The 17,252-nt window shown below is 72.6% G+C and carries 15 protein-coding genes; 12 read left to right on the forward strand and 3 right to left on the reverse strand.

Going from position 1 to position 17,252, the window contains the following annotated elements; genetic code table 11:
* Nucleotides 1-26: 26 nt before the first annotated feature.
* From OG295_RS06355 to OG295_RS06365, 3 genes are all read right to left on the reverse strand, one after another.
* Complete coding sequence (locus OG295_RS06355) at nt 27-3,992, reverse strand: Pls/PosA family non-ribosomal peptide synthetase (RefSeq protein ID WP_371675968.1); 3,966 nt, start codon at nt 3,990-3,992, stop codon at nt 27-29.
* A 233-nt stretch (nt 3,993-4,225) separates the two neighbouring features.
* A complete protein-coding gene (locus tag OG295_RS06360; RefSeq protein WP_371681121.1) occupies nt 4,226-4,531 on the reverse strand; it encodes a metal-sensitive transcriptional regulator in 306 nt (101 codons plus the stop codon).
* Nucleotides 4,532-4,626: 95 nt separating this feature from the next.
* A complete protein-coding gene (locus tag OG295_RS06365) occupies nt 4,627-5,601 on the reverse strand; it encodes a hypothetical protein (RefSeq protein WP_371675969.1) in 975 nt (324 codons plus the stop codon).
* A 185-nt stretch (nt 5,602-5,786) separates the two neighbouring features.
* Between OG295_RS06365 and OG295_RS06370 the strand changes: the two genes are divergently transcribed.
* The 12 genes from OG295_RS06370 to OG295_RS06425 all read left to right on the forward strand — a co-directional run bounded on the left by OG295_RS06370 (nt 5,787) and on the right by OG295_RS06425 (nt 17,241).
* Nucleotides 5,787-6,068 (forward strand): cation transporter, encoded by a 282-nt coding sequence (locus OG295_RS06370; protein WP_371675970.1) that lies wholly within the window; start codon nt 5,787-5,789, stop codon nt 6,066-6,068.
* A gap of 96 nt (nt 6,069-6,164) precedes the next feature.
* Nucleotides 6,165-8,423: a heavy metal translocating P-type ATPase gene (locus OG295_RS06375; protein ID WP_371675971.1), complete on the forward strand. Its 2,259-nt coding sequence runs from the start codon at nt 6,165-6,167 to the stop codon at nt 8,421-8,423.
* Nucleotides 8,424-8,432: 9 nt separating this feature from the next.
* Complete coding sequence (locus OG295_RS06380) at nt 8,433-8,714, forward strand: metal-sensitive transcriptional regulator (RefSeq protein WP_371675972.1); 282 nt, start codon at nt 8,433-8,435, stop codon at nt 8,712-8,714.
* A 522-nt stretch (nt 8,715-9,236) separates the two neighbouring features.
* The gene (locus tag OG295_RS06385; RefSeq protein ID WP_371675973.1) at nt 9,237-9,734 is read left to right on the forward strand and encodes a transposase family protein; all 498 of its coding nucleotides are present in this window, start codon (nt 9,237-9,239) and stop codon (nt 9,732-9,734) included.
* A 248-nt stretch (nt 9,735-9,982) separates the two neighbouring features.
* Entirely contained in the window at nt 9,983-11,224 is a 1,242-nt protein-coding gene (locus OG295_RS06390; RefSeq protein ID WP_371675974.1) for a M16 family metallopeptidase, read from the forward strand.
* Entirely contained in the window at nt 11,221-12,030 is an 810-nt protein-coding gene (locus OG295_RS06395) for a GNAT family N-acetyltransferase (protein WP_371675975.1), read from the forward strand. Before OG295_RS06390 ends, OG295_RS06395 begins: the two co-directional genes overlap by 4 nt.
* 104 nt (nt 12,031-12,134) lie before the next feature.
* The gene (locus OG295_RS06400) at nt 12,135-13,298 is read left to right on the forward strand and encodes a hypothetical protein (RefSeq protein ID WP_371675976.1); all 1,164 of its coding nucleotides are present in this window, start codon (nt 12,135-12,137) and stop codon (nt 13,296-13,298) included.
* A gap of 8 nt (nt 13,299-13,306) precedes the next feature.
* On the forward strand, nt 13,307-14,245 hold the full coding sequence (locus OG295_RS06405) for an ABC transporter ATP-binding protein (RefSeq protein ID WP_371675977.1): 939 nt from the start codon (nt 13,307-13,309) through the stop codon (nt 14,243-14,245).
* Nucleotides 14,245-15,000: an ABC transporter permease gene (locus tag OG295_RS06410; protein WP_371675978.1), complete on the forward strand. Its 756-nt coding sequence runs from the start codon at nt 14,245-14,247 to the stop codon at nt 14,998-15,000. Before OG295_RS06405 ends, OG295_RS06410 begins: the two co-directional genes overlap by 1 nt.
* Entirely contained in the window at nt 14,993-15,784 is a 792-nt protein-coding gene (locus OG295_RS06415; protein WP_371675979.1) for an ABC transporter permease, read from the forward strand. Before OG295_RS06410 ends, OG295_RS06415 begins: the two co-directional genes overlap by 8 nt.
* A gap of 84 nt (nt 15,785-15,868) precedes the next feature.
* Nucleotides 15,869-16,648, forward strand: coding sequence for a hypothetical protein (locus OG295_RS06420; protein ID WP_371675980.1), 780 nt, complete (start codon nt 15,869-15,871; stop codon nt 16,646-16,648).
* Nucleotides 16,639-17,241, forward strand: a complete 603-nt coding sequence (locus tag OG295_RS06425; RefSeq protein ID WP_371675981.1) for a histidine phosphatase family protein — start codon at nt 16,639-16,641, stop codon at nt 17,239-17,241. The genes OG295_RS06420 and OG295_RS06425 overlap by 10 nt, the downstream gene beginning before the upstream one ends.
* Nucleotides 17,242-17,252: the final 11 nt, after the last annotated feature.

The following is a 17,252-nucleotide window of genomic DNA, read 5'->3' on the forward strand; positions in this document are numbered from 1 at the left end:
GCCGCTGTGCCGCTGTGCCCGGCCGTTCAGGACCGCCACGCCTCGATCGGATTGCCCAGCCACCGGGTGTCGGCGGGGACGGATTCCCCGGCCATCACGAGCGAGGCGGGTCCCAGTGTGCTCCGGGCCCCGACCGTGCTCCCGGGCAGGACGATGCCGCCCGGGCCCAGGGTGGCGCCCTCGCGGAGGACCACAGTATCCGTCCTCAAGATCCGGTCGTGGAAGAGGTGTGTCTGCAGGACGCAGCCCCGGTTCACGGTGACTCCGTCGCCGAGGACCACCAGGTCCGTCTCCGGCAGCCAGTAGCTCTCGCACCACACTCCGCGCCCGATCCGCGCCCCCAGGCCGCGCAGCCACAGGGACAGCAGCGGGGTGCCGGGCACCGATCCGACGAGCCAGGGCACGGCCAGGACCTCGACGAAGGTGTCGGCCAGTTCGTTGCGCCAGACGAAGCCGCTCCACAGGGGGTGCTCGCCGGTGCGGTGGCGGCCCACCAGCAGCCATTTGGCCGCGACGGAGACCGCGCAGGCGGCTGCTCCGGCGGCGAGCAGGACGGCGCCGGACAGCAGCGCGGCCTGCCGGAGCCCGGGGCCCGGGGCCGTGATCAGGGCACAGAGCGCGGCCGCGGTCAGCACGGCCAGCGCGGCCGAGCAGAACACGGGGACGAGCCGGCACAGCTCGACCAGGCCGCGCGCCCACAGCAGGCGGGTGGGCGGGTCGTAGGTGCGGCTGTCGTCGGCGCCCGCGGCGGACCGCGGCAGCCTGACCGGCGGCAGGCCCAGGTAGGAGCTGCCCTTCTTGGCCTTCTTCGGGGTGGCGGACAGGACGCCGACGAGTCCGTCGTCGGGGACGCTGCGCCCCGGCGCGGTCATCCCGGAGTTGCCGAGGAAGGCCCGGCGGCCGATCTCGGAGTGTCCGACGCGCATCCAGCCCCCGCCCAGCTCGTAGGGGGCGGTCAGGGTGTCGTCCGCGAGGAAGGCGCCCTCGCCGACGGTGGTCAGGCTGGGCAGGGCGAGCACGGTCGAGACCTCGGCGCCGCGGCCGATCTTCATGCCGAGGAGCCGCAGCCACACCGGTGTGATCAGCCCGGCGTACAGGGGGAAGAGCGTCTCGCGGGCCAGGTCCATCAGCTGGGTGACGGTCCAGGCCTGCCAGCCGGTGCGGCTGTGCGTGGGGTGGGTGCCCCTGCGCAGTCCGAGGCTGAGCAGGCGTACGGAGACCAGCAGCAGCAGCGCGTACGCGAACCCGAAGGCGAGTGCCCCGGGAACCACGGCGAGCAGGGCCCCGCGCAGCGCCTGCGCGAACCCGGCGTCGGCGGGCACGAACCGGCTCGCCACGAGCAGGGCGGGCAGGGCGGCGAGCACGGGCAGGGCCGTGAGGCCGAAGCCGGCCGCCCCGTAGGCGGCCCGCCAGAGCAGCCCGCGCGGCGGGCGTTCCTTGGGCCAGTTCCGCTTGGCCCGGCCGAGCTTGACGGCGGGCGCCCCGGCCCAGCGCTGCCCGGTCGGGATCTGCCCGGCCACGGCGGAGCCGGGCGCCACCTCGGCCCGCTTGCCGACCCGCGCGCCGGGGAACAGCATGCTGCGGGTGCCGACCACCGCGCCGGCACCGACCTTGACCGGGCCGATCTCCAGCCGGTCCCCGTCCAGCCAGTGCCCGCAGAGGTCCACCTCGGATTCCACGGCGCAGCCGCGGCCGAGCTTGAGCATGCCCGTCACCGGCGGCAGCGAGTGCAGGTCCACCTCGGGGCCGACCTTGGCGCCGAGCGCCCGCGCGTAGCGCTCCAGCCAGGAACCGGTGAGCGAGGTGGCGCCGGCGCATTCGGCCAGCCGCTCGGCCGTCCACAGCCTCAGGTGCACGCTTCCGCCGCGCGGGTACCGCCCGGCCTTCACCCCGCGCAGCAGCAGCCGCGCCCCGCCGGCCGCGATCGCGAGGCGCCCCGGCGGGCTGAAGAGCAGGGCCGCACCGGCGGCGACGAGCCACCACGAGGCGGCCGGCGCCCACGGATAGGGCCCGAAGTGGTGCAGTACGTTGCCCAGGGCCAGCAGCGCCACCGTCCAGCGGGCTCCGACCAGGGTGAACAGGGGGAGCAGCAGGAGCGCCTGCACCGCCTTGGCCCGCCGCGGCACGGGCGCGATGGTGCGGATGGCGTCGTCGTCCCGTACGGACTTCTCCAGGCGCCGGGCCAGCTTGCGCAGGACGGGCTGCTGGTAGATGTCGAGGACGGCCGCTCTGGGGTAGCGGGTGCGCAGGCGGGTGGTGAGCTGCGCCGCGGCGAGGCTGTTGCCGCCGATCGCGAAGAAGTCGTCGGCCGCGCCGGTGACGGCCACCCCGAGGGTCTCGCTCCACTGTTCGGCGAGCCAGGCCTCGGTGCCGTACAGCTGCTCCGCCGGCCCGGTGGTCTCCAGCTCGGGCAGCGGCCAGGGCAGGGCGTCGCGGTCGACCTTGCCGGAGGTGCGGGTCGGCAGTTCGGTGACGGGCGCGAGCAGGGGGACGAGCGCGGCGGGCAGTTCGGCGCGCAGCCGGGTGACGGCCGCCGCGTGGTCCCAGCCGTCCTGGGTGACGAGGTAGCCGACGAGCAGCTGGTTGCCGCTGCGCGCGGTACGGACGGCCGCCGCGGCGCCGGCGACCCCGGGCAGGGCCTGGAGGGCGGCGTCGACCTCGCCGAGTTCGATGCGGCGGCCGCCGAGTTTGATCTGCTCGTCGGCGCGGCCGAGGAAGACCAGCCCTTCCGGTTCGGCGCGGACGAGGTCGCCGCTGCGGTAGGCGCGCTGCCAGCCGAGGGATTCCAGCGGGGCGTACTTCTCGGCGTCCTTCTCGGGGTCGAGGTAGCGGGCGAGCCCGACGCCGCCGATGACGAGCTGGCCGCTGCCGCCCATGGGCACCGGTTCACCGGCCCCGTCGACGACGGCCAGCTCCCAGCCGGCGAGAGGAAGGCCGATTCTGATCGGTTCCTCGCCGGTCAGGAGCGCGGCGCAGGCGACGACGGTGGCCTCGGTGGGGCCGTAGGTGTTCCAGACCTCGCGGCCCTCGGTGACCAGGCGCTGGGTCAGTTCGGGCGGGCAGGCCTCGCCGCCGAAGATCAGCAGCCGGACCTCGTCGAGGGTCTCCGGCTCCCAGAGGGCGGCCAGGGTCGGCACGGTGGAGACCACGGTGATCTCCTGCTCCACCAGCCAGGGGCCGAGGTCGGCGCCGCTGCGCACCTGGGAGCGGGGTACGGGGACGAGGCAGGCTCCGTAGCGCCAGGCGAGCCACATCTCCTCGCAGGAGGCGTCGAAGGCCACGGAGAGTCCGGCCATGACGCGGTCGCCGGGGCCGATCGGTTCGTCGGTGAGGAACAGGGCGGCTTCGGCGTCGACGAAGGCGGCGGCGCTGCGGTGGCTGACGGCGACGCCCTTGGGCCGGCCGGTGGAGCCGGAGGTGAAGATGATCCAGGCGTCGTGCTCGGGTCCGGGCCGTGCGGCCGGTGCGCGGACGCCGGCGCCGCCGGGGGTTCCGACGGGGTCGATGCGGCCTCCGGCGCCCAGTACGGCCCGTACGCCGGCTTCGCCGAAGACCAGCTCGGCGCGTTCGTCGGGGTCCTCGGCGTCGACCGGCACGTAGGCGGCGCCCGCGGCGAGGACGGCGAGGATGCCCGCGTACAGCTCGGTGGTGCCCGAGGGCACGCGTACGCCGACCCGGTCGCCGAGGCCCACTCCGGCCGCGTCCAGGGCGCGCCGGCGGCGTTCCACCTCGGCGGCGAGGGCCCGGTAGGTCAGACGGGTGGTTCCGTCGTCGAGGGCGAGCTCGTCGGGGTGGGCCCGGACGGAGGCCTCGAAGACGTCGACGAGGGTGCGGACCGGGGCCGCGGGGCCCGCGGTGAACCGGGCGGACTTCCCGGGCTCCTCGTACGGGTGCCCGTCCGTGTTCCCGTCCGTACGCCCGCCGGTACGCCCGTCCGTGTGCCCGTCGTCGTCGAGCAGGGTGACTTCACCGTGCTCCGGTGTGGCTGTCATGGGCCCTCGCGTCTCGTTCCCGGAAACGTCCGGGTCGCCGGACGGAGCCCGGGTTCGCCCGGGTTGTTCCGGTCCAGCGCCAAACAACCCGCCAGTCTAGTGCGGCATCAAGGATTTTCTCGTTGAAGCCTGTGGCGTGGCCGGGAAGGAGACACCGGGAGAGACCGTCCGGAGCGCCGTCCGGACGCGGTCGGACGCGGTCGTGCGCGGTCGGACGCGGCCGGGCGCCGGATTCAGACGCGCACCATGCGCGAGACGGCGCGCGAGGCCTCCGTGACCTTGTCGCGGGCGGCGTCCCCGCCTTCCGCGACGGCGTCGGCGACGCAGGAGTGGAGGTGGTCTTCGAGCATGGCGAGCCCGAAGGACTGCAGGGCCTTGGTGGTGGCGCTCACCTGGGTGAGCACGTCGACGCAGTACGTCTCCTCCTCGACCATGCGCTGGAGGCCGCGTACCTGGCCCTCGATGCGGCGCAGCCGCTTGAGGACCTCGTCCTTGTGTCCGCTGTACCCCTGCACGGCGGTTCCTTCCCTGGGGGGTATCCATGCAACGACGGCCGGCGGCTTCGTGTTCCGCCGGGCGGTCCGGACCCGCGGCGCCCCGGGCCCGCGACGGTAGCGGGCCGGGGCGGGCGCGGTCAGTGGGAGTGCCCGTCCGACTGCTCGGGGGCGGCCGGGGCGGCGGGGGCGGCCGGGGACGCGGGCGGTTCGGCGGGGGACGCGGGCGCGGCGCCCGCCCGGACGGTGAAGGCCGCGGTGCGGACCTTGCCCTGGTGCTGGAAGTCCAGGAAGAGCCGGTAGGTCCCGCTGCTCGGCGCGGTGGCGGTGAAGGAGACGTCGGGGCCGGGCCCGCCCTCGTTGGGGTGGACGTGGAGGTAGGCCAGGTCCCCGTCGCGCAGGGCGACCAGGTGTCCGTAGGCCCCGAGGTACGGCTCCAGGTCGGTGACCGGCCTGCCGTCCTTGCTGACGGTCAGCCTGAGCTCGCCGGCCTTGCCGGGGTCGAGGTCGCCGGCCAGGGCGACCCGGTAGCCGTCCACCTCCGCCGTCCTCTCCGCCGGGGGCAGCGCCTCGGGGGTGTAGGCGCCCGCGACCGACAGGTCCGCGCCGAGGGTGACGCCCCCGGCGCCCTCGGCGGCGGGGGTGAAGTCGGCGAAGGCCTTGTACGCGCCCGCCGCCGGGAGGTCGACGGGGGTCGACCAGGTGCCGTCGGCGGCCCTCACCGGGTGGAGGTGGCGGTAGACGGTGAGGTCGCGCGAGGCGACGATGAAGTGCAGTTCCTTGCCGTGCTCGGTCTTGAAGGCGGTGACGGGGCGGCCCGCGGCGTCCTTGACGGAGAACCGCAGCTCACCCTGCCCCGACGTCCTGCGCGGGGATTCCAGGCTCAGCGTGTAGCCGCCCTCGGAGACCTGGAGCCCGCCGGCCGCCGGGCCCTTGCCGGGCTTCTCGTGCTCCGCGTGTCCGGCGGCTCCCCCGCCGGCCGGCGCCGCGTGGGCGGCGTGCCCGGCAGCGGCCGGCGCGCCCACGGGGCCCACGCCCACGCCGACCCCGTACGCGGTCCCGAAGGTCGCTGCTAGCGCGGCGGCGAAGACGCCGATCCTCACTCCGGTGTTCATGGCTGCTCTCCCGTACGAGGTAGACGACGTAAGGCCGCATCCAGCGGTTTCATGACCTCACCATACCCCTGGGGGGTACCAAGTCAAGCCGGGCCGACGCTTGCGCCGGATACCACTGGGGGGTATACCTGAGAGCAGAAACCGGATACCCCCAGTGGGTATCCGAACGGATCAAGGAGAAACGTATGTCTTCCTGCTGCACCCCTGACGGCAGCTGCGGTACCGGCACCACCACCGTCACGGCCGTCGTCGACAGCACCGCGACCGCCTACCGCGTGTCCGGCATGAGCTGCGGCCACTGCAGGACCGCCATCACCGCCTCCGTCGGCGCCCTCGAAGGGGTCGTCTCCGTGGACGTGGACGTGGACGGCGGCCTGGTCACCGTGACGACGGCGGGCGCCCCCGACGACGCCGCGATCGGCGCCGCGATCGACGACGCCGGCTACGAGCTGACCGGCCGGGCCTGACACACCGCCCGGCCCCGACCCACCGGCCGCCGGGGCCCCGTCCGTACACCACCGGGCCCCGGCCCCCACCCCGCGCTCGAACGAGGAGCAGCCCTCATGACCACCATCACTCCCGGCGCCGCCCAGGTCGAGCTCGCCATCGGCGGCATGACCTGTGCCTCCTGCGCGGCCCGCATCGAGAAGAAGCTCAACCGCATGGACGGCGTCGAGGCCACCGTCAACTACGCGACCGAGAAGGCCAGGGTCACCTTCGACGCCGACGTCTCCGTCGCGGACCTGATCGCCACGGTCGAGGCCACCGGCTACACCGCCAAGGAGCCGGCCCCCGTCCGCGCCCAGGGCCCGTCCGGCGCCGGGGAGGAGCCGGAGGAGGCCGACGAACTGCGCCCCCTGCGCCAGCGGCTGACCGCCGCCGTCGCCCTGGCCGTGCCGGTCATCGCGATGGCCATGGTCCCGGCCCTGCAGATCGACTACTGGCAGTGGCTGTCGCTGACCCTGGCCGCCCCCGTCGTCACCTACGCCGCCTGGCCCTTCCACCGTGCCGCCTGGACCAACGCCCGGCACGGCGCGGCCACCATGGACACGCTGATCTCGGTGGGCACGACTGCCGCCTTCCTCTGGTCGCTGTGGGCCCTGTTCTTCGGCACCGCGGGCACGCCCGGCATGACCCACGCCTTCGAGTTCACCATCGCCCGCAGCGACGGCGCCGGGAACATCTACCTGGAGGCCGCCGCCGGCGTCACCGCCTTCATCCTCGCCGGCCGGTACTTCGAGGCCCGCTCCAAGCGCAAGGCCGGCGCGGCCCTCAAGGCGCTGCTCGAACTGGGCGCCAAGGAGGTCACGGTGCTCCGCGACGGCCACGAGGTCACCGTGCCGACGGCCGAACTCCAGGCCGGCATGCGCTTCCTGGTCCGCCCCGGCGAGAAGATCGCCACCGACGGCACCGTGGTCGAGGGCTCCTCCGCCGTGGACGCCTCCATGCTCACCGGCGAGTCCGTCCCGGTCGAGGTCTCCGTCGGGGACTCCGTCACCGGTGCCACCCTCAACGCGGGCGGCCGCCTGGTCGTCGAGGCCACCCGGGTCGGCGCCGACACCCAACTGGCGCGGATGGCCAAGATGGTGGAGGACGCGCAGAACGGCAAGGCCGCCGCGCAGCGCCTCGCCGACAAGATCTCCGCCGTGTTCGTCCCGGTCGTGATCGGCCTCGCCCTGGCCACCCTCGGCTTCTGGCTCGGCACCGGTTCCGGCCTCGCGGCCTCCTTCACCGCCGCCGTCGCCGTACTGATCATCGCCTGCCCCTGCGCCCTGGGCCTGGCCACCCCCACCGCCCTGATGGTCGGCACCGGCCGCGGCGCCCAGCTCGGCATCCTGATCAAGGGACCCGAGATCCTGGAGACCACGCGCAAGGTCGACACCATCGTGCTCGACAAGACCGGCACCGTCACCACCGGCCGGATGACCCTGCTCGCCGTGCACACCGCGGAGGGCGTCGCCGAGAACGACGTGCTGCGCCTGGCGGGCGCGCTGGAGCACTCCTCCGAGCACCCGATCGCCCAGGCCGTCGCGACCGGCGCGGCCGCCCGGGTCGGCTCCCTGCCCACCCCCGAGGACTTCGCCAACATCCCCGGCCTCGGCGTCCAGGGCGTCGTCGACGGGCACGCGGTCCTGGTGGGCCGCGAGAAGCTGCTCGCCGAGTGGGCGATGGCGCTGCCCCCTCACCTGGAGCACGCCAAGGCCGCGGCGGAGGGCGCCGGGCGCACCGCCATCGCGGTGGCCTGGGACGGTGAGGCGCGGGCGGTCCTGGAGGTCGCGGACGCCGTCAAGGACACCAGCGCCGAGGCGATCCGCCGGCTGCGCGCCCTGGGCCTCACCCCGATCCTGCTGACCGGCGACAACAAGGCCGTCGCGGAGTCCGTCGCGGCCGAGGTCGGCATCGACGAGGTCATCGCCGAGGTCATGCCGCAGGACAAGGTCGACGTCGTGAAGCGGCTGCAGTCCGAGGGCCGCAGCGTCGCGATGGTGGGCGACGGCGTCAACGACGCGGCCGCGCTCGCCCAGGCCGACCTGGGCCTGGCCATGGGCACCGGCACCGACGCCGCCATCGAGGCCGGCGACCTGACCCTCGTACGGGGTGACCTGCGGGCCGCGGCCGACGCGATCCGGCTCGCCCGCAAGACGCTCGGCACCATCCGCTCGAACCTGTTCTGGGCCTTCGCCTACAACGTGGCCGCCCTGCCGCTCGCCGCGGCCGGACTGCTCAACCCGATGATCGCCGGAGCGGCCATGGCCTTCTCCTCGGTCTTCGTCGTCGGCAACAGCCTGCGTCTGCGCGGCTTCCGGGCCGCCGCCAACTGAGGAGCTCCCGTGGCCGGTTACGAACCACACAAGGAAGACGTCATCAGACGCCTGCGGCGGATCGAGGGCCAGGTCCGCGGCGTGCAGCGGATGGTCGCAGAGGACGTCTACTGCATCGACGTGCTCACCCAGGTGTCCGCCGTCAACGCCGCGCTCCAGTCCTGTGCCGTGACCCTGCTCGACGAACACCTGGGCTCGTGCGTCACCGAGGCCATCGCCGAGGGCGGGGACGCGGCGAAGGCCAAGGTGGGCGAGGCCACCCGGGCCATCGCCCGGCTGATCCGCGCATAAACCCGGCCGGTGCGCCGACCGCCCCTCCACACACGGCAGTTCGTGGAGGGGCGGTCGGCTTTTCCGTGCCCGCCCGGGGCCCGCGTAGCGGACCCAACCCGGCTGCCCGACCACCCGAATTGCCCGCCATTCTGGGCCCGTGCGGGCTCAGGACCGGCATCAGGGGCGTTTCAAAGTCCCGTTGATCACGCGAGTCTGCAGGCCACAGCAGCGCGAGGGGGCTGGGCTAGGGGGTGTCTGACGGATATCCGCGGCGTCGCGACGCCCGGCACGCACTCTCGCCGCACCGACCGAAAGCCCAAGTACGTCCAGTACGCGGGCTTCCGGTCGGCACGCCGAGAGCACGCACCGGACGCCGCTCCTTCCCCACGGACATCCGTCAGACACCCCCTAGCCCATCACGAACGCAACGAAACTCCGGTTGCACGGGGCGACCTTGCCAAGTCGCCCTGGACCAACGGAGTTTCGAGCTGCCGCCGGTCCGCCACCGCCTGCCTCGTCAAGTCACCCGCTCTGGATGGCGTGGCGGGACTCTCGCTGATGGAGCGGCTGCGGGTGCTGCCCGATCCGCGTCGACGGCGCGGTGTGCGTCACCCGTTCGTGACAGTGCTGCTGCTTGCCGCGCCGGCGGTGGTCGCCGGCGCGCGCTCGTACGCGGCGATCGGCCAGTGGGCCGCGAGCGCACCGCAGCACGCCCTGACCCGCCTCGGTGCCCGCACGGTCGGCGTGTTCGGGGTGTGTGTCGCACCGAGTGCCGCCACGATTCGACGGGGCGGCAACCTGGTCTGTCCCGGTGGCCTGGCCGACCTGACCGGCGCCGATCCCGGCGGCGCCAACTCGGTGGCCGTGGACGGCAAGGCCGCCCGCGGCTCCCGGCACGGCCAGACGCCCGCCGCCCACCTCCTTGCCCGCCTGACCGGCGCTCTCACAAGATCACGGGGCTTCGCAACGGCCCTGCCCTGCCCTCGACCCTGCCCGTTCGGACATTGTTCGCTCAAGGACCAGGGTGGTTGCATTTGAACCCGGTTGAACAGTCAGGTAACAACTGTTCCACCGGAATCCATTTCAGAGCTAGAAACCGGAGGAATTTCTCATGGTTCGTCACCACGCCGTCAGCCTGCGCCCTCGCCTCGACAAGATCCGGGTGCGCGCCGGTAAGTGATTGACCGGTGTGCCGCGGGTCCCGTACCCGCGGCACACCGTCCCCAACTCGTACTGCCGGAAGTCGGAACATCGCGGCGTGAAATCGCGCCGGTAATTCAGGAGAAGTGGATCCGTACATGAGAGTCACTGAGGAAGGCCACGGCGTTCCGGTCCTGATCGGGGCTGATTCAGCGCGGCGTACGACGTCCCTCTGCTTCTCCATCGCGTTCGGCGGGCGGCACGACTCGCCGGAGGGCTCGGGCGCGGCCCACCTGATGGAGCACTTGCTGATGTCCGCTCCGCTGGACGGTGGCGCCTCGCTGGCCGAGCGCATCGAAGGCCTCGGCGGTGAATGCAATGCTTCCACCGGGCCCGAATCTCTCCTGTTCTTTGCCCAGGTGATGAACGAGGATGCCTGTGCCGTTGCGCAGTGGATGACGCAGGCGGTACTCCATCCGGAAATCGACGACAAGATATTCGATTCCGAGCGCCGCGTCGTGCTTACGGAATTGGCCGCCGCAGCAGCCGACCCGAGTGACATCGTCCAGGAGAGGTTCCTCGCCGAGCTCTTCCGGGGGCACCCCCTTTCGCAGCCTTCCGGTGGCACCGAGGAGAGCGTCCGGGAATTGTCCCTGAACATTGTCGAGGAGTCGCACCGGAGGGCGACGACGACACGCCCCATGGCCTTCTCCGCAGTCGGCGGAATAGATCCGGAAGCTCTTCGCGCCACGCTCGGCAACTCGGCGCTGGCCTCGGCCGCGGTCGCACCACTGACGTCCGGCGGCCCAGTGGTCGAACCGCCTGCGCTGCCCCTCGTTTCGCAGCGGACCGACCCGTCCTGGCCCGACGAGTTCTGCTGGCTGGTTGCCGGCGGACGGGCCCCGCGGCTCGCGGACCGGGAGCGGTTCGCCTCCGTCGTGCTGGGCCATCTCCTCGGTTCGAGTGCCGCCTCCCCGCTCTACCAGCGGCTCCGCGGGGAGAACGCCCTCGCCTACATGTTCCGTTCCTGGTCCCGCAGCTACAGCGACACGGGCGCCTGGCGCTTCCTCGCCGGCGCCGAACCCGAGAACGCCCCGCGCGTCCTGGAGGAATTCCGCAGCGCCCTGTCCGAGGTCGCGAACAAGGGGCCGCTGGAGAGGTCGCTGGCCGCGGCCCGCCGGCTGGCGGTGATGGAGGCCGTGCGGGAGGCGGAGGACCCGCTGGAGCACGCGATCACCCTGGCGAACCAGCGTTGCGCGCTGCCCGGGCCGTGGGATCCGGAGCAGCACATCCAGGCGGTGCTGGCGACGACCGGCGAGGAGGTCGCCGCAGCCGCGGCCCGGCTCTCCGACGAACTCCTGGTCGTGGCAAGCCCGGAGGGAGCATGACCTCCTTCGCTGTCGCACCTGCCTTCCTCGACGCCGTCGGCCCGGCCGGGATGCTGCTGCGGGTCCAGGGGCAGGACTGTGTCGCCGGTTCGTACCACGATCCGGTCGCCGACGAGACCCGCTGCCTCGTCGAGTACGCGGACCAGGCGCTCCTGGCCGACCTCTCTCCGCTCCTGCCGGTGCTCCGAGCACGGTACCCGGAGTGCACGAGCCTGCTGGTGCGCGTCCTGCCGGGGGGCGAGGTCGACGCGAGGCTGAGCCCGTTCCTCACCTACGTGCGGTATGCGGCCGAGCCGGACGGGCCGGCGGCTGACGTGGCGGAGCCAACGATTCTGCGGGTGACCGAAGTCGACGACGACTGCGCCCCCCTGGTCGAGGAGTGGATGGCGCGGGCGATCAGTGACGGAGCGTCGGTCCAAGGGGGGCGGCCCGATCCTTCCGTGGCACTGGACGCGGCCCGCACGCTACTGGCCGGTGCGGAGCGCACCTCGTTCGTCGCCTGGCTGGACGGGGTGGCGATCGGCCACGCCACGGTGCGCCGCGACGGCTACGACGACCCCAGCGATACCGAGTTCCTTGAGCTCATCGACATCCTCGTCGATTCCGACGCGCACCGGTCGGCCGCCACCCGAGCACTGGTGCGGGCCTGTGCGGAACTGGCCGGGACGACCGGCCTCCCGCTGGTCGGCCACGTCAGTCACCCGCTCCCCGGCACCGGAGCGGACAGCGGAGCGCGGATCGTCGCCGGGCTGGTGAGCCAGGGTTGGCAGCCGGCCTTCGGCTACCGGCACCTATCGCTCGCCTGAGTTCAACGCCGCGGCCGACCAGGCCGTCCGAGCCGTGCCCCCCATGAAGCCCTGTCACATCCGAAGCTCCGTCATGCCTGATGCCACGTCACGAAGGGACGCGCATGTCCGACTCTCCCCCCGCGTCGCCGCCGCCGCTCACCTTGGACCTGCTCTACACGGCGCTCGGCATGGATCCGCAGGAGCCGCTCCGTGACCTGGTCCGGGCCGCCCGTACCCAGCGCGGCCACCTGGCCCCGCTGGTCCTCTCCGTTGCCACCGGGCAGGGCGAGGCGTTGGGCAGCGGGTCGTCGGACGAACTGCGCCGGATGCGGGTACGGACGGACGACTACCGCACCCTCGCCGCCCAGCTGACGGCCGCCGTTCCCGGAGCCCGCGTCCTCAAGGGGCCGGCGCTGGCACAGCACTACCCGCCCGCGGTCCTGCGCCCCAGCGGCGACCTCGACGTCTACCTGCCGGGCGAGTCCGCCCTGTGGCACGCCGTGCACGAGGTCTTCCGCACCCGGCCGGTGAACGACGTCGACATCACGCTCATCGGCCAGGGCGCCGGAGCGCACTGGGTCGTCGTACTGCGATGGTCCGCGGAGGACCCGGTCCTCGACCCCGACCACCGTGTCGAACTGGTGACCTTCGCCTACCCCGAGCGCGCCGGGGCCGCGCCGATGCGGGTGCGACCCCCGCAGGACCAGGTCACCTCCGATCTGCTGGCGATCGCCGACGAGCGATTCGACCGCCCCTTCACCGTCAAGGACGTCCTCGACCTGGCCTTCACGCTCGACAGCCCGCACTGCCCGCCCCCGGAAGCACTGGTCTCGGCAGCGGACGCCTACCGGCTGGCTCCGGAACTGCTCCTGCTGAGCCAGGCGCTGCGCAGCGCCGTGGAGTTGACCAGTCCGCGGAACGAACTGCTGCTGCCGCTGCTCACCGACGCCGCCGCGCGCGAGGAGGCCGCACGCGAGGAGGCCCTGCGCAATGCCCAGCCCGCGCAAACCGCCGCCACGCCAACAGCCACAGCACAGACCGAGCCGAGCGCGCGACAGTGCCTGGAGGACGGTCGGCCGCTGTACGGCCTGCGGCTGAACCCGGACTTGGCCCCGCGAGACGGCGACGCAGTACAGCTCCGCCTCCTCGGCGACGACGTCCTGCTGCGCTGCCCCGTCGGGGACTTCCTCCTGGTGGCCTCGGAGCTGGTCGACCCCGGTACCTACGAGGCGGCGCTCGAAGCGCTCGCGGCGGAGGAGAACAACCAGGCGGTGGCACGGGCATGAGCGCGGACATGCTTCAGGTCGAAGCCCTCACCCGCCGCTTCCGCAACCGCAAGGGCAACGAGGTCACCGCGCTCGACGGGGTCACCCTGCACGCACGGGAAGGAGAAGTCGTCGGTCTCCTTGGGCCCAACGGTGCCGGAAAGACGACGCTCTCACGGATCCTGACGACACTGCTGCTCCCCACCGGTGGCATCGCCCGGGTCGACGGCCTCGACGTGGTCCACGACGCACGTCAGGTGCGGGAACGCATCGGGCTGGTGCTCGGTGGCGAGCGGGGTCTGTACAATCGACTGACTGCCCGTCAGAATCTGCGCTACTGGGGCGCGATGCAGGGACTGCCGGGAAAGGCCTGCCGCAGCCGCGCCGACCAGCTGCTGGAGCGGCTGGGCCTGAGTGCGCGTGCTGACGACCAGATACAGACGTACTCGCGCGGCATGGTCCAGCGCGTCCACCTGGCCAGAGCCCTGCTCCGCAGCCCCCGCCTGCTGATCATGGACGAGCCGACCAGCGGCATGGACCCGCATGCCGCGCAGGGCTTCCGCGGACTCGTCGAAGAGCTCCGTGACAGTGGTTCGACCATCCTGCTCGCCACCCATGACATGCAGGAGGCGCAGTCCCTCTGCTCGCGGATCGCCCTGATCGACCACGGCCGGATCCTGCAGGAGGGGACAACCGAGGACCTCCTCCGCGCCATCGGTACAGGCCGCACCGTGACAGCCGCCGGCGTCGCGGCGCAGCTCGCCCTGAGCATTGCAGCGATCGCCGGAGTGAGCGTCCAGGAGTCGACGCCGGACGGGCTGTTGACCCTTCGGGCCGACGGCGACGGCGCGATCGCCGCGGTGCTCCAGGCCCTCACCGCCGCCGGTGTCCACGAGCTGTCAGTGGCCGCACCCTCCCTGACCGAGGTTTACCGCACCATCATCGAGGACCGGGAGTTCGCCCTCTGATGACTGCCTTCGTGCAACTGCAGTGGCTGCTCCTGATCCGCTCTCCGCGCCTTCTGGCCACGCTGGTCATCGTCCCGTTCTACTCGGTCGTCTTCTTCACCACCCTGCACGGGTACGGGGCGCCCGGACTGTCGGCCACCGTGGCTCTCACCGCGTTCGTCATGAGCATGTGGTCGCAGGCCATGTTCGTCGCGGCGGAGGTCGTGGACGATGACCGCTGGGACGGCACCCTGGAGCCGGCCCTGCTCACCCCGGACGCCTACGTGCGCGCGCTGACGGTCAGGGTCTGCACGACCACCGCGCTGAGCCTGCCGGTGCTGGTCGAAGTGATCGCGATCGGCCGGATCGGCTTCGGTTTCGCGCTCCCCGTCCACCGGCCGCTCCTGGCGCTGACGGCCTCCCTGCTACTGGTCGTCGGCACCGCCGGCTTCGCGCTGATGGTCAGCGCGTTGATGATCCTCATGCCTGGTGGGCGCAACCTGCGGAACGCCCTGACCTACCCGTTCTACATCCTCGGCGGGCTGATCCTGCCGGCGGCCGCGCTGCCGGTACCGGTCCGACAACTCACCCAGCTGTTCTTCCTCTCGTACGGCGCGCAGCTGCTGCGCGCGGCGATGGCCGGATCCTCCGGGAGCCACTGGAAGGACCTCTCGCTCCTGCTGCTCCTGACCGTCCTGCAGCTGGTCGCGGGAGCGGCCCTGCTGCGCCGCGCGCTGTCGCGAGCCCGTCACGGGGAGGCCCGACTCTATGCGTAAGGCCGAAGCGCTGATCCGTCAGATCGGCTACGGGCTGCTGAGCAGCTATCAGGACTACCGGGCTCTCTACACCTGGCGCTCCTGGCTGTTCGGCTGGCTGGCGCGGCTGCTCTGCCAGGTGCTGTTCTTCTCCATGGTTGGCTGGGCGATCGGCTCGGCCGACACCCAGCGGTACATGGCGCTGGGCAATGCGGTGGTCCTGGGGCCCCTCGGCGCCTTCGGAGTGGTCTCCTCCAGTGTCGGCGAACGCCGTGGCGGCACCTTGCAGTTTCTGCTGCTCAGCCGCAACGGACCGTTCCCCGTGCTGCTGGCGCGCGGGCTCTACTGGGCCGCCGACGGCATCGTCACCTCCTGCATCGCCCTGTTCGTCCTGCGCTGGCTGGCGGACGTCGAAGTGAGCCCGCCCGTGCTGCTGGTCTGCTTCCTCCTCCAGGTACTGATCACCCTGAGCGGCTACAGCCTCGCGCTGGCACTGGCGGGGATCAGCCTCCGCTGGCCGGAGAGCCGGATGTACCTGACGGCCGGTACGACAATCCTGCTGATGACGCTCGCCGGGGTGAACACCCCACTCCCGCGTGGCGGAGTCGTCGGAGCGATCGCCTCCGTAGTGCCTGCCGCACACGGCCTCCAGGCGATCCGTGCGCTCGTCGCCCATGGCACGGTCCCGGCAGGCGAGGTGTTCGCGGAATTCGCAGTGCTCCTCCTCTGGGGAGCGGTGGGCTACTTGGCGCTCACCGGATCCCTTCGTCATCAGGTCCGTACCGGAACGCTCAACCTCCGCTGAAGGCGCGCTGCAGCCACGCGGCAGCCCCCACGGCAGCCCCCGTTCCGGAACCGTCCGACCGTCCCCACCACGGAGAACCACCCCATGAGCAGAGCGAACGTCTTGAGCCTGGTCGGCCCACCGGGGTCGGGGAAGTCCACCCAGGCGGCGCGTCTGGTCGTCGCCCTGGGCCGGTCCCGGGGAACCCCGGTGCTGTGCGCCTCGGTCCCTGCACTACTACGCGGCGACCCTGCGCTGCACGAGCGGTTGACCCGGCAGGAGGCGGCCCAGGTGGCCGCCGTACGCCGCGCCGCGCACGAGTCCGCCGACCGGGGTGCGCTGATGCCCACGGAACTCGACGAGGTCCTGGTCGAGTTGGTGGCCAGGGCGGCCGCCGACGGGCCGGTGGTGCTGGACAGCGTGCCGCGGGGACGGCAACAGGCGCGCATCCTGCTCGCCGGCGCCGTGCCGCTTGCCGAGCTGATAGTCCTTCACCTCCAGCTTCCAGGGGACGTCCTGGCGGCCTCCCTGGAGCGCCAGATCACCCGGGCTGCCTCCCGAGGGGAGTGGCCTCCCACGCAGCGGCAGCTCTCCCGGATGGCGGGCAAGGCGGGCGTCTATACCGACGAGACCCTCCCCGGCCTGGCCGAACTCGCCCGAGCCGGCGTCGACATGGCCCGGTTCGATGCTTCCGGCCCTGCCGACCTGGTCGCCGAGGAGATACACGCCCACCTGGTCCACCGGGGAGCCCTGCCGGCGTTCGCCGCCTCCGCTGCCGTCACCGGTGCCGTCATCCCCGCCGCCACCACCACTTCCACTCCCGCCCTCACCGCCGCCCTTGCCGGCGTCGACACGGGGCAGCCGGAGGCCGGACCGTGCAGCTGATCCTCGCCCGACACGGACGCACCGAGTCCAACGCGCTCCACCGCTTCCCCCTCTCCCCCGCCGTACCGCTGGACCGGACCGGCATCGAGCAAGCCCGGTGCACCGGGCGGCAGATCGCCGACTCCGGGTTCCACCCGACCGCCATCCACGCCAGTGACGCGGAACGGACCCTGCAGACCGCCCGCCTCCTCCGTGATCTGATCGCCCCGGAGCTGCCGGTCACCCCGCAGCCAGGCCTGCGGGAGCTGGACTGGGGCCTGCTGCGCGGCCGTTCCACGCTCTCCGGCCCCTCGGGCGACGCCGAGTACACCCGCTGGCAGCAGGACCCGCTGCGCAGGCTCCCCGGCGGGGAGAGCCTGGCCGACGTACAGGCCCGGGCAACCCCCCTGCTGGAGCGACTGATTGCGGACGGCCGCCCGGCACTCGTGGTCTCGCACGCGGTCACCCTCACCGTCCTAACCGCCTGGCTGCGAGGTTGGGACCTCATCGAGACATGGCAGTCCCACCGGGCCCATCTCCCGACGGGCGGATACCGCCGGCTCGAACTCACCGGCCCCCCGGGCCTGCCCCACCCCCTACCCGTGTCGCAATGACAGGAGCAACC

The sequence above is a fragment of the Streptomyces sp. NBC_01276 genome (assembly GCF_041435355.1).
Lineage (GTDB): Bacteria > Actinomycetota > Actinomycetes > Streptomycetales > Streptomycetaceae > Streptomyces.